Source organism: Arthrobacter sp. TE12231 (genome assembly GCF_054062895.1).
The window spans coordinates 1,899,946-1,911,516 of the sequence record NZ_JBSSFS010000001.1; the positions used below are offsets into that span (position 1 = coordinate 1,899,946).

General features: G+C 65.6%; 16 protein-coding genes and 1 pseudogene. 6 read left to right on the top strand and 11 right to left on the bottom strand.

The window, feature by feature from the left end; all coding sequences use genetic code 11:
* The first annotated feature begins 42 nt into the window (after positions 1–42).
* The 3 genes from ACVWYS_RS08620 (at position 43) to ACVWYS_RS08630 (ending at position 2,036) form a co-directional block, all read left to right on the top strand.
* A complete protein-coding gene (locus ACVWYS_RS08620) occupies positions 43–651 on the top strand; it encodes a rhodanese-like domain-containing protein (RefSeq protein WP_456509003.1) in 609 nt (202 codons plus the stop codon).
* On the top strand, positions 648–1,412 hold the full coding sequence (locus ACVWYS_RS08625; protein WP_344367410.1) for a sulfite exporter TauE/SafE family protein: 765 nt from the start codon (positions 648–650) through the stop codon (positions 1,410–1,412). The genes ACVWYS_RS08620 and ACVWYS_RS08625 overlap by 4 nt, the downstream gene beginning before the upstream one ends.
* Positions 1,413–1,589: 177 nt before the next feature.
* On the top strand, positions 1,590–2,036 hold the full coding sequence (locus ACVWYS_RS08630) for a universal stress protein (RefSeq protein ID WP_456509004.1): 447 nt from the start codon (positions 1,590–1,592) through the stop codon (positions 2,034–2,036).
* 49 nt (positions 2,037–2,085) lie between these two features.
* Here the strand turns inward: ACVWYS_RS08630 and ACVWYS_RS08635 are convergent.
* The 5 genes and pseudogenes from ACVWYS_RS08635 to ACVWYS_RS08655 form a co-directional block, all read right to left on the bottom strand.
* Positions 2,086–2,253 (bottom strand): annotated as a pseudogene (locus ACVWYS_RS08635) (recombinase family protein); the annotation flags it as partial.
* A 119-nt stretch (positions 2,254–2,372) separates the two neighbouring features.
* The gene (locus tag ACVWYS_RS08640) at positions 2,373–2,936 is read right to left on the bottom strand and encodes a dihydrofolate reductase family protein (protein WP_456509005.1); all 564 of its coding nucleotides are present in this window, start codon (positions 2,934–2,936) and stop codon (positions 2,373–2,375) included.
* 182 nt (positions 2,937–3,118) lie between these two features.
* On the bottom strand, positions 3,119–3,556 hold the full coding sequence (locus ACVWYS_RS08645; protein WP_456509006.1) for a hypothetical protein: 438 nt from the start codon (positions 3,554–3,556) through the stop codon (positions 3,119–3,121).
* Between the two features lie 250 nt (positions 3,557–3,806).
* Positions 3,807–4,235, bottom strand: a complete 429-nt coding sequence (locus ACVWYS_RS08650) for a YybH family protein (protein WP_456509007.1) — start codon at positions 4,233–4,235, stop codon at positions 3,807–3,809.
* Positions 4,236–4,700: 465 nt separating this feature from the next.
* Positions 4,701–6,110, bottom strand: coding sequence for an MBL fold metallo-hydrolase (locus tag ACVWYS_RS08655; protein WP_456509008.1), 1,410 nt, complete (start codon positions 6,108–6,110; stop codon positions 4,701–4,703).
* Between the two features lie 193 nt (positions 6,111–6,303).
* On the opposite strand from ACVWYS_RS08655, the gene ACVWYS_RS08660 reads away from it, so the two are divergent.
* On the top strand, positions 6,304–6,561 hold the full coding sequence (locus tag ACVWYS_RS08660; RefSeq protein WP_116768751.1) for a metal-sensitive transcriptional regulator: 258 nt from the start codon (positions 6,304–6,306) through the stop codon (positions 6,559–6,561).
* A gap of 29 nt (positions 6,562–6,590) precedes the next feature.
* On the top strand, positions 6,591–7,004 hold the full coding sequence (locus ACVWYS_RS08665; RefSeq protein ID WP_456509009.1) for a DUF302 domain-containing protein: 414 nt from the start codon (positions 6,591–6,593) through the stop codon (positions 7,002–7,004).
* 64 nt (positions 7,005–7,068) lie between these two features.
* Here ACVWYS_RS08665 and ACVWYS_RS08670 read toward each other — a convergent pair whose 3' ends face one another.
* The 5 genes from ACVWYS_RS08670 to ACVWYS_RS08690 all read right to left on the bottom strand — a co-directional run bounded on the left by ACVWYS_RS08670 (position 7,069) and on the right by ACVWYS_RS08690 (position 10,079).
* Positions 7,069–7,296 (bottom strand): hypothetical protein, encoded by a 228-nt coding sequence (locus ACVWYS_RS08670; RefSeq protein WP_456509010.1) that lies wholly within the window; start codon positions 7,294–7,296, stop codon positions 7,069–7,071.
* A 220-nt stretch (positions 7,297–7,516) separates the two neighbouring features.
* Positions 7,517–8,059: a DinB family protein gene (locus tag ACVWYS_RS08675; protein ID WP_456509011.1), complete on the bottom strand. Its 543-nt coding sequence runs from the start codon at positions 8,057–8,059 to the stop codon at positions 7,517–7,519.
* Positions 8,060–8,121: 62 nt separating this feature from the next.
* The gene (locus ACVWYS_RS08680; protein ID WP_344365573.1) at positions 8,122–8,292 is read right to left on the bottom strand and encodes a hypothetical protein; all 171 of its coding nucleotides are present in this window, start codon (positions 8,290–8,292) and stop codon (positions 8,122–8,124) included.
* A 27-nt stretch (positions 8,293–8,319) separates the two neighbouring features.
* On the bottom strand, positions 8,320–8,661 hold the full coding sequence (locus tag ACVWYS_RS08685; protein ID WP_344365571.1) for a YciI family protein: 342 nt from the start codon (positions 8,659–8,661) through the stop codon (positions 8,320–8,322).
* Between the two features lie 131 nt (positions 8,662–8,792).
* Positions 8,793–10,079 carry an MFS transporter gene (locus tag ACVWYS_RS08690; RefSeq protein ID WP_344365568.1) on the bottom strand — a complete coding sequence of 429 codons (1,287 nt, stop codon included), beginning with the start codon at positions 10,077–10,079 and terminating at the stop codon, positions 8,793–8,795.
* A 172-nt stretch (positions 10,080–10,251) separates the two neighbouring features.
* Here ACVWYS_RS08690 and ACVWYS_RS08695 point away from each other — a divergent pair, with 172 nt between their 5' ends.
* On the top strand, positions 10,252–10,938 hold the full coding sequence (locus ACVWYS_RS08695) for an ArsR/SmtB family transcription factor (protein ID WP_456509012.1): 687 nt from the start codon (positions 10,252–10,254) through the stop codon (positions 10,936–10,938).
* A gap of 196 nt (positions 10,939–11,134) precedes the next feature.
* Here ACVWYS_RS08695 and ACVWYS_RS08700 read toward each other — a convergent pair whose 3' ends face one another.
* Positions 11,135–11,557, bottom strand: coding sequence for a YybH family protein (locus ACVWYS_RS08700; protein WP_456509013.1), 423 nt, complete (start codon positions 11,555–11,557; stop codon positions 11,135–11,137).
* Positions 11,558–11,571 lie beyond the last annotated feature (14 nt).

An 11,571-nucleotide genomic window follows, 5' to 3' on the forward strand; every position in this document is an offset into this window, starting at 1 on the left:
GGGCCGCCACAAGAAATGCTCCAAGATATACCGAAAGAGATCATGACTTCCTTGAACACGACCAATGCCCTTGATGCAGCCCCCAAATCCATCGATGCCTCGACCCTGAAGGCCTGGGAAGACAACCACGATGATCTGATGATCATCGACGTGCGCAGCGGCGCAGAGTTCGATGCCATGCACATCAATGGCTCCTACCATGTGCCGCTGGCCATGCTCAGCGAACACACCGAAGAGTTCGCGGCCAAGATGGGCACCCGCGTGGTCCTTGTCTGCCAGTCCGGCAACCGGGCCGAGCAGGCCCGCAAGCACCTGGACTCTGTCGGCCTGGCCAGTGCCAGTGTCCTGTCCGGCGGGGTGCCCGCCTATGAAGCGGCCGGCGGTAACGTTGTCCGCGGCCGTGGCGCCTGGGCCTTGGAACGCCAGGTCCGGATGACGGCCGGCTCCCTTGTCCTTGCCGGCGTGCTCGGCAGCAAGTTCATCTCGCCCAAACTCGGCCTGATTGCCGGCGGCATCGGCGCCGGCCTGACGTTCTCCGCGGCCACCAACAGCTGTGCCATGGGTCAGATGCTCTCCAAGATGCCGTGGAACCGCTCTGCGAATGAGCCCACCGCGCACCAGGCCCTGAAGAACCTGGACGCCCGGGCATGATCATCTCCGCGGCGGCCTTCGGGCTGATCGTCGGTGGCCTGCTGGGCCTGGTCGGAGGCGGCGGATCCATCCTCGCCGTGCCCGCCCTGGTCTATGGCGTGGGGCTGCCGCTTGCGGCGGCAATCCCGACGTCGCTGGTCGTCGTCGGCGCTTCCTCCGCCGTCGCGGTGCTGCCCCGGCTGCGGGCCGGCGTCAACTGGCGCCTGGCGCTGATCATCGGCGCGGCAGGAACCGTGACGGCGTACCTTGGCGCGATGGTCAACCGGCTTCTGGACCCGAAGATCCTGTTGCTGGCTTTTGCCGCAATCATGGTCTTCGCCGGCATCCGGATGCTGATGCCGTCCAAATCCTTGGGCGGTGCCTGCGCACTGCCCGGCGGCGGCGTCAACTGGCGCAGCTGCCTGCCCAAGGCAATCGCCACCGGCGCCGTCGTCGGGTTCCTGACCGGTCTGCTGGGCGTCGGCGGCGGCTTCCTGATCGTCCCGGCGCTCACCCTGGTTCTCGGACTCCCGATGGCGTTGACCGTCGGGACCTCCCTGGTGATCATCGTGATCAACTCGGCGGCCGGCTTCGCCGCCCACCTGGGTGATCTGCAGATCGACTGGGCCGTCACGGCAGCCTTTGCCGGGGCCGCAATGGTCGCATCGCTCATGGCGGGGCGGATCGGCACCGGCATCCCGGACAAAGTCCTCAAGCGGGGCTTTGGCATCCTGGTGCTGGTGATCGCCGCCTACGTCGCTATGCAGGCGCTCCTCTCCTGAGAGTGGCTGCCCGTGGATTGAGAAGGGCGCCGGAGGACCTGTCCTCCGGCGCCCTTCTCGTTGCCCGCCACGGCCGCCTCCAACAGTGGCGCCTTGATTCCACGGTGCGACGGGAGGATCGTGGGCCGTGCGGCACGACGCCGTGTGGCGAACACGCAGTTTCCGTAGGGAGGCACGATGGCGGCAGGTACGGTTTTCCGGATTGTCGTCGGGGTCGATGGGTCGGACTCGTCGCTGGCGGCGTTGGATTGGGCCCTTGAGGAAGCCCGGCTGAGAACCGGGGAGGTTCACGTCGTCACTGCATGGCATTACCCCGTCATCGGTGATGCTGCCGGCAGGGCTGAGGACCATGATTCGTTCGGCGACAACGCCCGGCGGGCAAACGCTGGTGCGCTGCGGCGGGCATCCGGTACCGGCCTTGTGGTCCCCGGTGAAGTGACGGAGGGGCATTCCGCCGACGTACTCGCGAAGGCTGCAACCGGGGCCGATCTCCTGGTGGTCGGATCGCATGGCCACGGCGGCTTCGCCGGAGTGCTCCTGGGGTCGGTGTCGAGCCATGCAGTGCACCATGCCCATTGCCCTGTGGTGGTAGTCCGTACCGGCGCGGATACAGTTCAACGCTGAAGTCACTGCCCTTGGTGTCTGCGCCAAGGGTTATGCGATGTCGCCTGCGCTTCTGTTGGCGCGGGTATACGGTTGAGCGCGCCACGGTGAAGAGTTCGGCAGGTTCCGCCGTCGTGTGCACTCCTGCCTGGTCAACGGAGACCAGGTGGGCCTCCTGCTTCGTGGAAAGCTTCGGCTGTTTCCCATGGAGGCGGCCCTTCGCCTTGGCGACCGCCATTTATGTCGCCGATGCGCGGGGCGGGGGCGGTGCGCAGGCGCATTCCGGACTATCTGCAGCCCGTCGACGTGGGCCCGCTGGTGGTGGAGGACTTCCCCGACCGCGCGGAGGAATCGCTCTCAGCGCCTCGTCTCGTACCTGGTCAGGACCACGCCGCCGGGAAACGTCCGCGTCTCCACCAGGTTCAGGTTCACCCAGCTGTCCAGCGAGGTGAAGAACGGAGTGCCGCCGCCCACCAGGACCGGATGGGCGGCCAGCGCGTATTCGTCGATCAGCCCTGCCCTCATGGCCGCCCCGGCGAGCGTTGCGCCGCCGACGCTCATCGGTCCGCCGTCCCCGGCCTTGAGCCGGGTGATCTCGGCGATCGCGTCGCCGGTGACCAGGCGGGTGTTCCAGTCGACCTTGTCGATCGTCGAGGAGAACACCACCTTCGGCGTGTCCCGCCAGTTCCGCGCGAACTCGATCTCCGCCGGGGTCGCGTTGGGCTGTTGGTCGCCGGTCGGCCAGTAGGAGCTCATGGTCTCCCACAGCTTGCGGCCGTACAGCGACAGGCTGCTAGCCCGCTCCTGGTCGAGCCACCACTGGAACAGTTCGTCGCTCGGCCCGCCCCAGCCGATGTCGTCGCCGGCCGCGGCGATGTACCCGTCCAGGGTCAGGTTCATGCCGTAGATCAGTTTTCGCATGGCGCCAGCCTTCCGTCTTGTCGTGGTCGAGGGCGTCATGGAACTCTGTCGTCCCGCATATGATCGGCAGCATCCTGTCCCTCATGGAGCCACCGTAATGCCCAAGATCTGGATGCCATAGCCTTAGCTTGCCTGCAGGTGTTCAGCTTTCGGGCGCCTCGTTCTTGCTGAAAGCTCGAACGCTAACCGGCGGGAATAAGGTCGATCCGGAGTTCTTCCGGTGAGAGGTTGCTGACAGCGACATTGGACGCGACCGTGACGATGAGCTCGTTCCAACCTTCGTGGGCGGGATGGACTACTTCACCATCGGCGTCCCCGATTGAAATTCTGCCGCTAGCTATCATTAGCCTTCCTCGGAACACCTCGCGCCTATCCGTCGAGGGAGGCTCCGGCCGGGTCAGAAGGCGAACGAGCACTTGAGCCTCGGCCCAGTCGAATTCGCCCTCGAACGTGTCGATGTCCTGTGCATGACGGATCAGCGCGACAATGCCATGTTCGTTCGACGAAACAGCTTTCTCGGGGTCCACGTCCGGAATCTGGCTTCCAGACCTGGCATCGGCGATGATGACGATTCCCCAATGAAACGGCCGTCGGATGCAAGTCGTCACGAGTGGCTGCATAGCCAGAAGGCTACCCCCCCGTCTCGCGATGTTCAGTTCAAGGCATGCCGCGCCGCGATTGGTGTCCAAGCGGCAGTTCCGTGGTGACGTGCCCGGTAAGGGATCCCCTTCCGGGACGACGTCGGCCGGCCAGCCTACGGGCGCTTTACCGAGGAGCAGAGTTCACGAGCCCGTAGTGTTCGATCAGCGGAAACGGCTCGTGGAACCTGTGCAGTAGCTCCCGCCATTACTGATACTGCGGGCCATTTGACTACGCAGTCCCGCCCCGGAGTGGTCCGTTATGGTCTGGGCTGCTGATCGGGTCCGCGTGGCGGAGCAGGACACGCCACGTACCGTCTTCCTTTCGGAAGACCGTGGTGACCCGAAGGGTGAACGGACTTGTTTCCGCCCGCCCAGAAACCATGGCCTTCCAGTGTTCGACTTCGTGGATGATGGCTGTGTCAGCCGACACCAGACGGTACAGGCTTTCGAATGACCTGCACTCCCCGCCACGGAAGTGCGCTACTGCGAAATCCGTTCGATCTTCGACATCGGCCCAGCCCTGGACAGCAGGGCCGAACGGGTTTGCGAGCACGACGTCGTTGCCGTGGGAGTACAAACGCTTGAGGTGCTCGGCGTCGCCTCTGGCGAAGGTGTCCAACGCGTCGTGGTACTGGGCGAGGGCGGTGTCGAAGTCCATGGCATGCCTCCTGAAGGGATCCTTGGGAACGCTTAAATTCTAGGCCTGTGGAGCATGGATGAGCCGGCGGGAACTTAGCGGGGGCGAGGATCAAATTGCGGAAGAGAGTGCTGATTCATTTGTCGGTTGGCGTCCGGTAAAGATCGTTCGCAAGACACTCCAGGGCATGTTCAGCGAGCCATGGATCCGATTCGCAGCGATAGGTGGCGCTGTTATTGAAGCGCTAGATGTACGGCACCCGGGGAACCCTCCCACCCGCCTGCACGTGCTCTGGCAGCTCTCCACCGGACCGAAAACCGTCACCGAACTCGCCGAGGCGTCCGGGGCGCCCCGATAGCGCTGACAAGACAACGCCAAGTACCGCGGCGTTTCACATTCGTGGACGGTGACAAAGCGTTGGCGGCGGCCCGGTGTTCCCGGACCGCCGCCAACGCTGTCAATCAATCAGTTCAATTATTGCCTGGATCAGTTGCTGGAAACGGATTCCCGTGCCTGCTGCCAGGCAGCCCAGCCGGCGTAGCTGCCGTCGAGTTCGACGACGTCGTACCCGGCCCGGCGCAGCGCGCTGGCCGCGACGGAGTTGCGGACGCCGCTCTGGCAGTAGCTGACGATGGTGCCTTCAGCGGGGAGCTGGTCCAGGTTCCACATCACGCGGCCGCCGCTGAGCTGGTGGGAGCCGGGGATGTGTCCGGCGGCGTGCTCGGTGCGGTTGCGGACGTCCAGGACCATCGCGGCGTCGAAGCCCTCCAGCTCCTCAGGCTGGATCAGCTGCGGGGTGCTGGCGGGCAGTCCCTCGACGCTGGTGACATAGCCGGCGACCTTGTCGATGCCGACCCGGACCAAGTGGTCCCACATCTGTTGCGCGGCGGCCTGGGTGGGGGCCAGGAGCACGAGGGGGTTGGTGTCGGTTTCAGGGTTGACCACCCAGGCGCCGAAGCTGGCCGTGGACTTCCCGGCCGGGATGTTCAGGGACCGGGCGACGGTGCCTTCGTGGACCTCGGCGTTGGAGCGGGTGTCCACAAACGTCACGGTGTCACCGGCGAGGCCGGCCACGACGTCGGCGGTGGCGAGTTCGGTCAGGGGAGTACGTTCGCCCATGACGGCCGGGCCCTCACGGTTTTCCCGCTTCATCCGGCCGAAGTAGGCGTGGGCGTCGGGCTGGCCGTCGAGGAGTTCGGCGACGAAGCCTTCCTCGTCATTGGCGGCCAAGTAGGGGCCCCACCAGGAGTAGAGCCGTTCGTAGCCGACCGTGGAGGAGGGGATGGCGCCGAGGGCCTTGCCGCATGCGCTGCCGGCGCCGTGGCCGGGGTGGACCTGGACGTGGTCCGGAAGGGTCAGGAACTTATCGCGCAGGCTCGCGAAGAGCTGCCGGGCACCGGCGAAGCGGGTGTCGACGCCGCCGGCGGCCTCGTCCAGCAGGTCCGGTCGTCCGAGGTCACCGGAGAAGACGAAGTCACCGGAGAGCAGGTAGCCGGGGGTGTCGGCGAACGCGCCGTCGGTGATCAGGAAGGACAGGTGCTCCGGGGTGTGGCCCGGGGTGTGCAGAGCCTTGACGGTGATATTGCCAAGGGTGATCGAGTCGTTGTCGTTCAGCCGCTCGGCCTCGAACCCGTACTGCCAGTCGGCGCCGCCCTCGCCGGAAACGTACGCGGTGGCGCCGGTTGCGGCAGCCAGTTCACGGGTGCCGGAGAGGAAGTCTGCGTGAATGTGGGTTTCGGTGACGGCAACAATCTTCATCCCGTTGGCCGTTGCGAGGTTGCGGTAGACGTCGATATCGCGGCGGGGGTCAACGACGACCGCCTCACCCTTTGCCTGGCAGCCGATGAAGTAGCTGGCCTGGGCGAGGTCTTCGTCGTAGATGCGCTCGATAAGCATGATGCTCTCTTTCGTTGGGCGGTGGGGGAGTTTCCGGGAGGAGATCCTCCATCGGTCTACTCACAACGATAATACCCCCGGGGGTATCTTGCAAGCCGTCCGGAACGGGCCGGGCGCTTACTTTCCGTCGCTAGCCGTTATACCCTCCGGGGTATAGAATTGGCAAAGTACCCACCCATCTTTGGAGCCCGCCATGGAACTTGATTCGACAGAACTCACCCCGATCATCAACCGGCTTAAGCGAGCCCAGGGACAGCTCGCCGGCGTTACGCGCATGCTCGAGGAGGGGAAGGACTGCAAGGACATCGTCACCCAGCTCGCCGCTGTCTCGAAGGCTTTGGACCGGGCAGGATTCGCCATCATCGCGAGCGGCCTCGAGCAGTGCCTCATCCGCGGAGATTCGAGCATGGACACCAAGGACCTGGAAAAACTCTTCCTCTCTCTCGCCTGAGACCACCGACTATCCCTGCAGGAGCAGCCATGAGCTATACGCATACCGTTACGGTCCCGCTGGGTTGGGATGAAGCCCTGCAGCGCACCCGGGAAGCCCTGGCCGGACAGGGATTCGGCATACTCTCGGAGATCAACGTCCGCGCCACCTTCGAGGCCAAGCTCGGGGCCGGTGCCGCCGAGGACCTCGGCGACTACATGATCCTGGGCGCCTGCAACCCGGCCCTGGCCAGCAGGGCCCTCACGGCGGAACCGGACATGGGCGCACTGCTGCCCTGCAATGTCGTCGTCCGCCGGGGCAAGGACGCCGCCGAGACAACCATCCAGGCGATCGACCCGCAGACCATGGTCAAGCTCAGTGACAGCCCGGCCGTCCGGGACGTAGCCAACGACGCCGACACCCGGCTCCGCGCCGCCCTTGACACGCTTCGCGGCGCCGCTTAGCGCTGAAATCTTGGCTGTGTGAAATTCAGCCGCCCTGAGTTTCTACCGGCTCAGAGGCGGGATGCTAGCGCGGTGTTGATGGGAGGCGCGCCGCGCAGGCGACGCCGGCGGCGATCTGGGCCGCACTCAGTGTCCGCGTGATGCCGGGATGGTCCGCGAACCAGCGCATGTACGCGCCCCAAGGCTTGGGGCCCAGATCCCACCGCGTTGAGTGCTGGACCGGAAACAACACGCCGAGGACACCGTCGCCGATGGCAAACATGGCTACGGATTCCGCAACGACTACACGCATGAGAAACCTCCGGGAGTGGGGCAGCGGGTGACCCAACGGGCGCCCGGGGTGGCGTCAAACATAAATGCCACGCCATTGATCCTCGCCGCTTGGGTTCTTGGCGCCAAGGGCTTATGGTCCCGGCCGCGCAGGATTCCCACCGGATGCAGACGGCACACTGACGTTCGTGGGGGTTAGCCCCTGCGGGCGGGACTCCCGCTCCCGGGAACTTCGCGCGGCTTCAGGACGCTCCCGGGTCATCCGGAAGCCGAAGAGTCAATTGCCTGGCGTGGAAGTCGAAATGCCACGTGGGGTAGGCATAGACGGCGTTGAGCGTCATCCGCGGCTTGAAGAACGGGTCCCACCTGTCGGGGAACGCCATGGAGCGCATGAGTGATCTGGAACTCTCGTGTTCGAGTCGGCGGCTCAGGGCAGCGATAGTTCTGTGCAGCTTTCTGCCCATCCTTTCCCTGTTGTAGACCAGCGTGGCGGCGCGGGATCCCCAGTAGTTCACGGCGTCGAACGGGCGCGTTCCGGCGTTCAGGACGGCGGCGAATGCCTTGCCCACCGGCGGTGGGAGGCGGCTGACAACGTGCACCAGGGGAAGCAGAACGCGGACAACCATGTAGCCGAAGACCATGTGGAAGAGCAGTTCTTCATTGGTCCACCTCGTGCCGTCGCTCGCGCGGCGAAGATCCGCAGCCGTTGCACCCGCCAGCCAGGCGCGGAGCTCGCGGCGGGCGCGGCCATACCCGGCGAGGATCTCTTCCTTCGATGGCTCCATGCCGTGCCCTTCGCGGTCTCAGGTCCACTATCGGCCGCAGCCTTGTGGCCGGACTGCGTTCATTATGCCCGGGCGCCCAGAGGGTGGAGTTCCTTCGCCTCGCGCTCGGAGGCTACCTCATGGACGGTCAGGGATTCCGCGTCCCTCCCTTCTGCGGCCAGAACCCCACGGAACAGCTTCAATGCCGGGCCGCTGTTCGGGCAGCCCGGGATGGTGCGCAGTTCGAAGTCCATGGCCTAGGCGTCCCTACGGTCCGAGACCTAGCTGGCGGGGTCGTATTGGAATGCGCGCACCTCCTGCGCGCAACGGCAGGAGGCCGCGATCTTCGCGGCCCACTCCAAGGCCGCATCGTACGAGGGCAGCTCCAGCACCGAGTAGCCGCCTTCGAGCTGCGTCGTCTGCGGGTAGGTGCCCTCGCGCACGGTCCCATCGCCGTCGACCATGACGGGCGGGATCCTTTCATCGATGCCGCCGCCGAACACCCAGACCCCGGCGTCCTTCGCCTCCTGAACGACCGCGTGCGCCGCATCCGAAACGGCCTGCAGGTCTTCGTCAGGGAAGACCATGGCGGCACTCGGAAACGAGATCAGATACTTGGTCATCGCGTCCACTCCTTGTTCGCAGCACGGGGGAACGCATTCATCCTCGCCGATGCCATCATGCCGCGCAAGATCTCGGCGGTCCCGTGGATGCCGGTGCCCGCTCACGGAGGCGACTTGATGCCCAGAGCGCCCTAGGTCGTGACGACGTGGTCCGAACCGCGCATGCGCACCGCGACGAGGACCCCGGACAGTGCGGTGAGGGCGCCGACGACGGCGACTGCTGCCGGGATGCCGAAGGCGTCCGCGAGGATGCCGGCCAGGAGGGCGCCGACGGCGAAACCGCCGTCGCGCCAGAGCCGGTAGATGCCCACCGAGCGTGCCCGCCATTCCGGGTGCGCGACGTCGCCGATGGCCGCCAGCAGGGTGGGGTAGACCATGGCGGTTCCCAGGCCCAGGAAGATGGCGGCGGCGAGCCAGATCCCGAAACCGGTTCCGAAGGCGACCATGCCCAGTGCTACGGCCTGGACAAGCATGCCTCCGACGATCAGCCATTTCCGCCCGTATCGGTCCGACATCGCTCCGGTGACGAGTTGCGCGGCTCCCCAGACAGCGGGATAGACGGCGGCGAGGATGCCGATCTTTTCGATGCTCAGCCCCGCTGCGGCGAAAAGGAGCGGGAACAGGCCCCAGGCGAGGCCGTCGTTGAGGTTGTTGACCATGCCGGCCTGGCTGACCGAGGACAGTGACTTGTCCCGGAAGCTGGTGAGGGTAAAGATCTCCCGGTTGCTCAGTTCCCCGTGGGCGCCGGCGTGGGCCGCCGTGTGGCTGGCGGCCTCAAGCCTGGCGTGGCCGCGGGTTTCTTTCACTGCAAACACGGACAGGCCCAGGCCCAGCGCGATGTAGGCGGCGCCGAGCAGGAACGGTCCGGGCCGCAGCCCGTAGCTCGCGGCGATGTAGCCGGTTGCCAGCGCGGTGCCGGCGACGCCGAGGTAACCGGCAGCCTCGTTCAGGCCCATGGCCAGGCCGCGCCGGGACGGGCCGACGAGGTCCATTTTCATCACCACGGTGGTGGACCACGTCAGGCCCTGGCTGATGCCGAGGATCACGTTGGCAGCGACGATCCAGCCCCAGGAAGGTCCGAAGATCAGCAGCAGCGGCACGGGCACGGCGACGAGCCAGCCGGTCACGAGGACGGGCTTTCGGCCGTAGCGGTCCGAGAGGGTTCCTGCGAAGTAGTTGGTGCCGGCCTTGGCGAGCCCGAAGGCCAGGATGTAGGTCAGGGCGGACGTGTATAGGTCCAGGTGGAAGACCCGGTCCGCCAACAGCGGCAGGACGGTGCGTTCCTGGCCGAGGGTGCCGCCGACAAGCGCGTTGACGGCGACCAGGAGCATGAACTGGGCCAGGTTCTGGCGCAGGCCCAGAGTGAGCGGGGGCCGTGCGGCGGTGCCGGTCTCTCCGCTGGTGTCGCGGTTGCTCATTTGGCAGCCGCTAGGTCGGGCAGCCAGGTCGGGGTTGCCGGCGCCTCGTCCAAGAAGGGAATCAACGTCAAGGAGCTCACGACTCGCAGTCCTTCCACGCCGGCTGAAACGGCGGTACGGTGGTATTCCAGATAAACATGGAATAGTATTTATTCCAGTATTACATGGATTTGTGGAGGAGATTGTGGGCGACAGGGTCAAGAAGGCAGAGCTCTTTGCGGAGTTCGCCCGGGTGGGCAAGGCCCTCGGCAATGGCAAGCGGTTGGAGTTGCTGGACTTGCTCACGCAGGGGGAGCGCAGCGTGGAAACCCTGGCCGCGGCCGCCGGACTGGGGCTCAGCACGGCCTCCGCGCACTTGCAGGCCTTGCGCCAGGCCGGACTGGTCACCACCCGGCGGGACGGCAACAGAATCCACTACGACATCGCCGGTCCCGACGTACTTCAGCTCTACAGCCTGCTCCGGTCCGTCGGGCAGGAGCACGTGGCGGACGTCGAGCCCAAGCGCGTCGCCTACCTGGGACTGGAGGGTGCGAGGTCTGAAGAAGGGGAAGTCACCCGCGACGAGCTCCTATCCCGCGCCCGGGCGGGCACCGTGACGGTCCTCGATGTTCGCCCTGTCGAGGAGTATCACTCCGCGCACATCCCCGGAGCCGTGTCCATCCCGCTCGACCAGCTCCACGACAGGCTCGCTGAACTGCCCGAGGACAGGGAGATCGTCGCTTACTGCCGCGGCGCGTACTGCGTCTTGGCGTACGAAGCGGTGGACCTGCTGCGCTCTGCCGGCCGGAGCGCCCAGCGACTCAATGAAGGAATGCTTGAGTGGCGCCTCGGCGGCCTGCCCGTGGAAGCCGCCGCTTAGAAGAGTAGGTGTCCGGGGCTCCGCTAGTGACCACCGCCGGGGCATGCCGTCCAGTAGGTGACGGCGCGGGCGTGCGTCAGCCCCCTGTGTGCCGCTTGCCGCGCGAACGACGTCGTCATCTGCTGAGGTCATGTCGCTCGTGCGCCCAGATTGTTGTCGGATGCTCGGCAACCAAAGTGGAAACGAATGGCGTGAACTATTTCCGCAGGACGGCGTCCGGGGCCTGCGGTGTGGTGATCGGGTCTGCGTGTCGATGCACGAGTGCCCACGTATCGCCTTCGGGGCGATAGACGCTTGTTACCCGCAGATCAAACACCGATATTTGGTCTCCGCCTCCAACCTTCGCCTGCCAGTGTTCTATGTCCAGGAAGCAGGCGAGATTGGAAGTGACGTGTTTGGTGAGCGTTTCAATGGCGGTGACGCGTCCATCTTGGAAACGTGCTGCTGCTGAATCAAGGGCCCCTGATACTCGTTCCCAGCCCACCGCCGGAGGGCCCCAGGGATTAGCAAGGGACACGTCCATGCTGTGGGAGAAAATGTCCTTGGCGGGTTCCGGATCGCCCTTGGCAAACGCATTTACTGCTTGATGAAAGCGGGCGATGACCTCGTCAAGCTGCATTGGGTCCACCTAGC

Excerpts from the sequence above, each read along its gene's own strand:
- ACVWYS_RS08660 (WP_116768751.1), top strand. The coding sequence starts at position 6,304 with ATGGAACTTGATTCGACAGAACTCACCCCGATCATCAACCGGCTTAAG.
- ACVWYS_RS08645 (WP_456509006.1), bottom strand. The coding sequence starts at position 3,556 with ATGCAGCCACTCGTGACGACTTGCATCCGACGGCCGTTTCATTGGGGA.
- ACVWYS_RS08700 (WP_456509013.1), bottom strand. The coding sequence starts at position 11,557 with ATGCAGCTTGACGAGGTCATCGCCCGCTTTCATCAAGCAGTAAATGCG.
- ACVWYS_RS08630 (WP_456509004.1), top strand. The coding sequence starts at position 1,590 with ATGGCGGCAGGTACGGTTTTCCGGATTGTCGTCGGGGTCGATGGGTCG.
- ACVWYS_RS08640 (WP_456509005.1), bottom strand. The coding sequence starts at position 2,936 with ATGCGAAAACTGATCTACGGCATGAACCTGACCCTGGACGGGTACATC.
- ACVWYS_RS08625 (WP_344367410.1), top strand. The coding sequence starts at position 648 with ATGATCATCTCCGCGGCGGCCTTCGGGCTGATCGTCGGTGGCCTGCTG.
- ACVWYS_RS08685 (WP_344365571.1), bottom strand. The coding sequence starts at position 8,661 with ATGACCAAGTATCTGATCTCGTTTCCGAGTGCCGCCATGGTCTTCCCT.
- ACVWYS_RS08680 (WP_344365573.1), bottom strand. The coding sequence starts at position 8,292 with ATGGACTTCGAACTGCGCACCATCCCGGGCTGCCCGAACAGCGGCCCG.
- ACVWYS_RS08675 (WP_456509011.1), bottom strand. The coding sequence starts at position 8,059 with ATGGAGCCATCGAAGGAAGAGATCCTCGCCGGGTATGGCCGCGCCCGC.
- ACVWYS_RS08655 (WP_456509008.1), bottom strand. The coding sequence starts at position 6,110 with ATGCTTATCGAGCGCATCTACGACGAAGACCTCGCCCAGGCCAGCTAC.
- ACVWYS_RS08620 (WP_456509003.1), top strand. The coding sequence starts at position 43 with ATGACTTCCTTGAACACGACCAATGCCCTTGATGCAGCCCCCAAATCC.
- ACVWYS_RS08690 (WP_344365568.1), bottom strand. The coding sequence starts at position 10,079 with ATGAGCAACCGCGACACCAGCGGAGAGACCGGCACCGCCGCACGGCCC.
- ACVWYS_RS08650 (WP_456509007.1), bottom strand. The coding sequence starts at position 4,235 with ATGGACTTCGACACCGCCCTCGCCCAGTACCACGACGCGTTGGACACC.
- ACVWYS_RS08670 (WP_456509010.1), bottom strand. The coding sequence starts at position 7,296 with ATGCGTGTAGTCGTTGCGGAATCCGTAGCCATGTTTGCCATCGGCGAC.
- ACVWYS_RS08665 (WP_456509009.1), top strand. The coding sequence starts at position 6,591 with ATGAGCTATACGCATACCGTTACGGTCCCGCTGGGTTGGGATGAAGCC.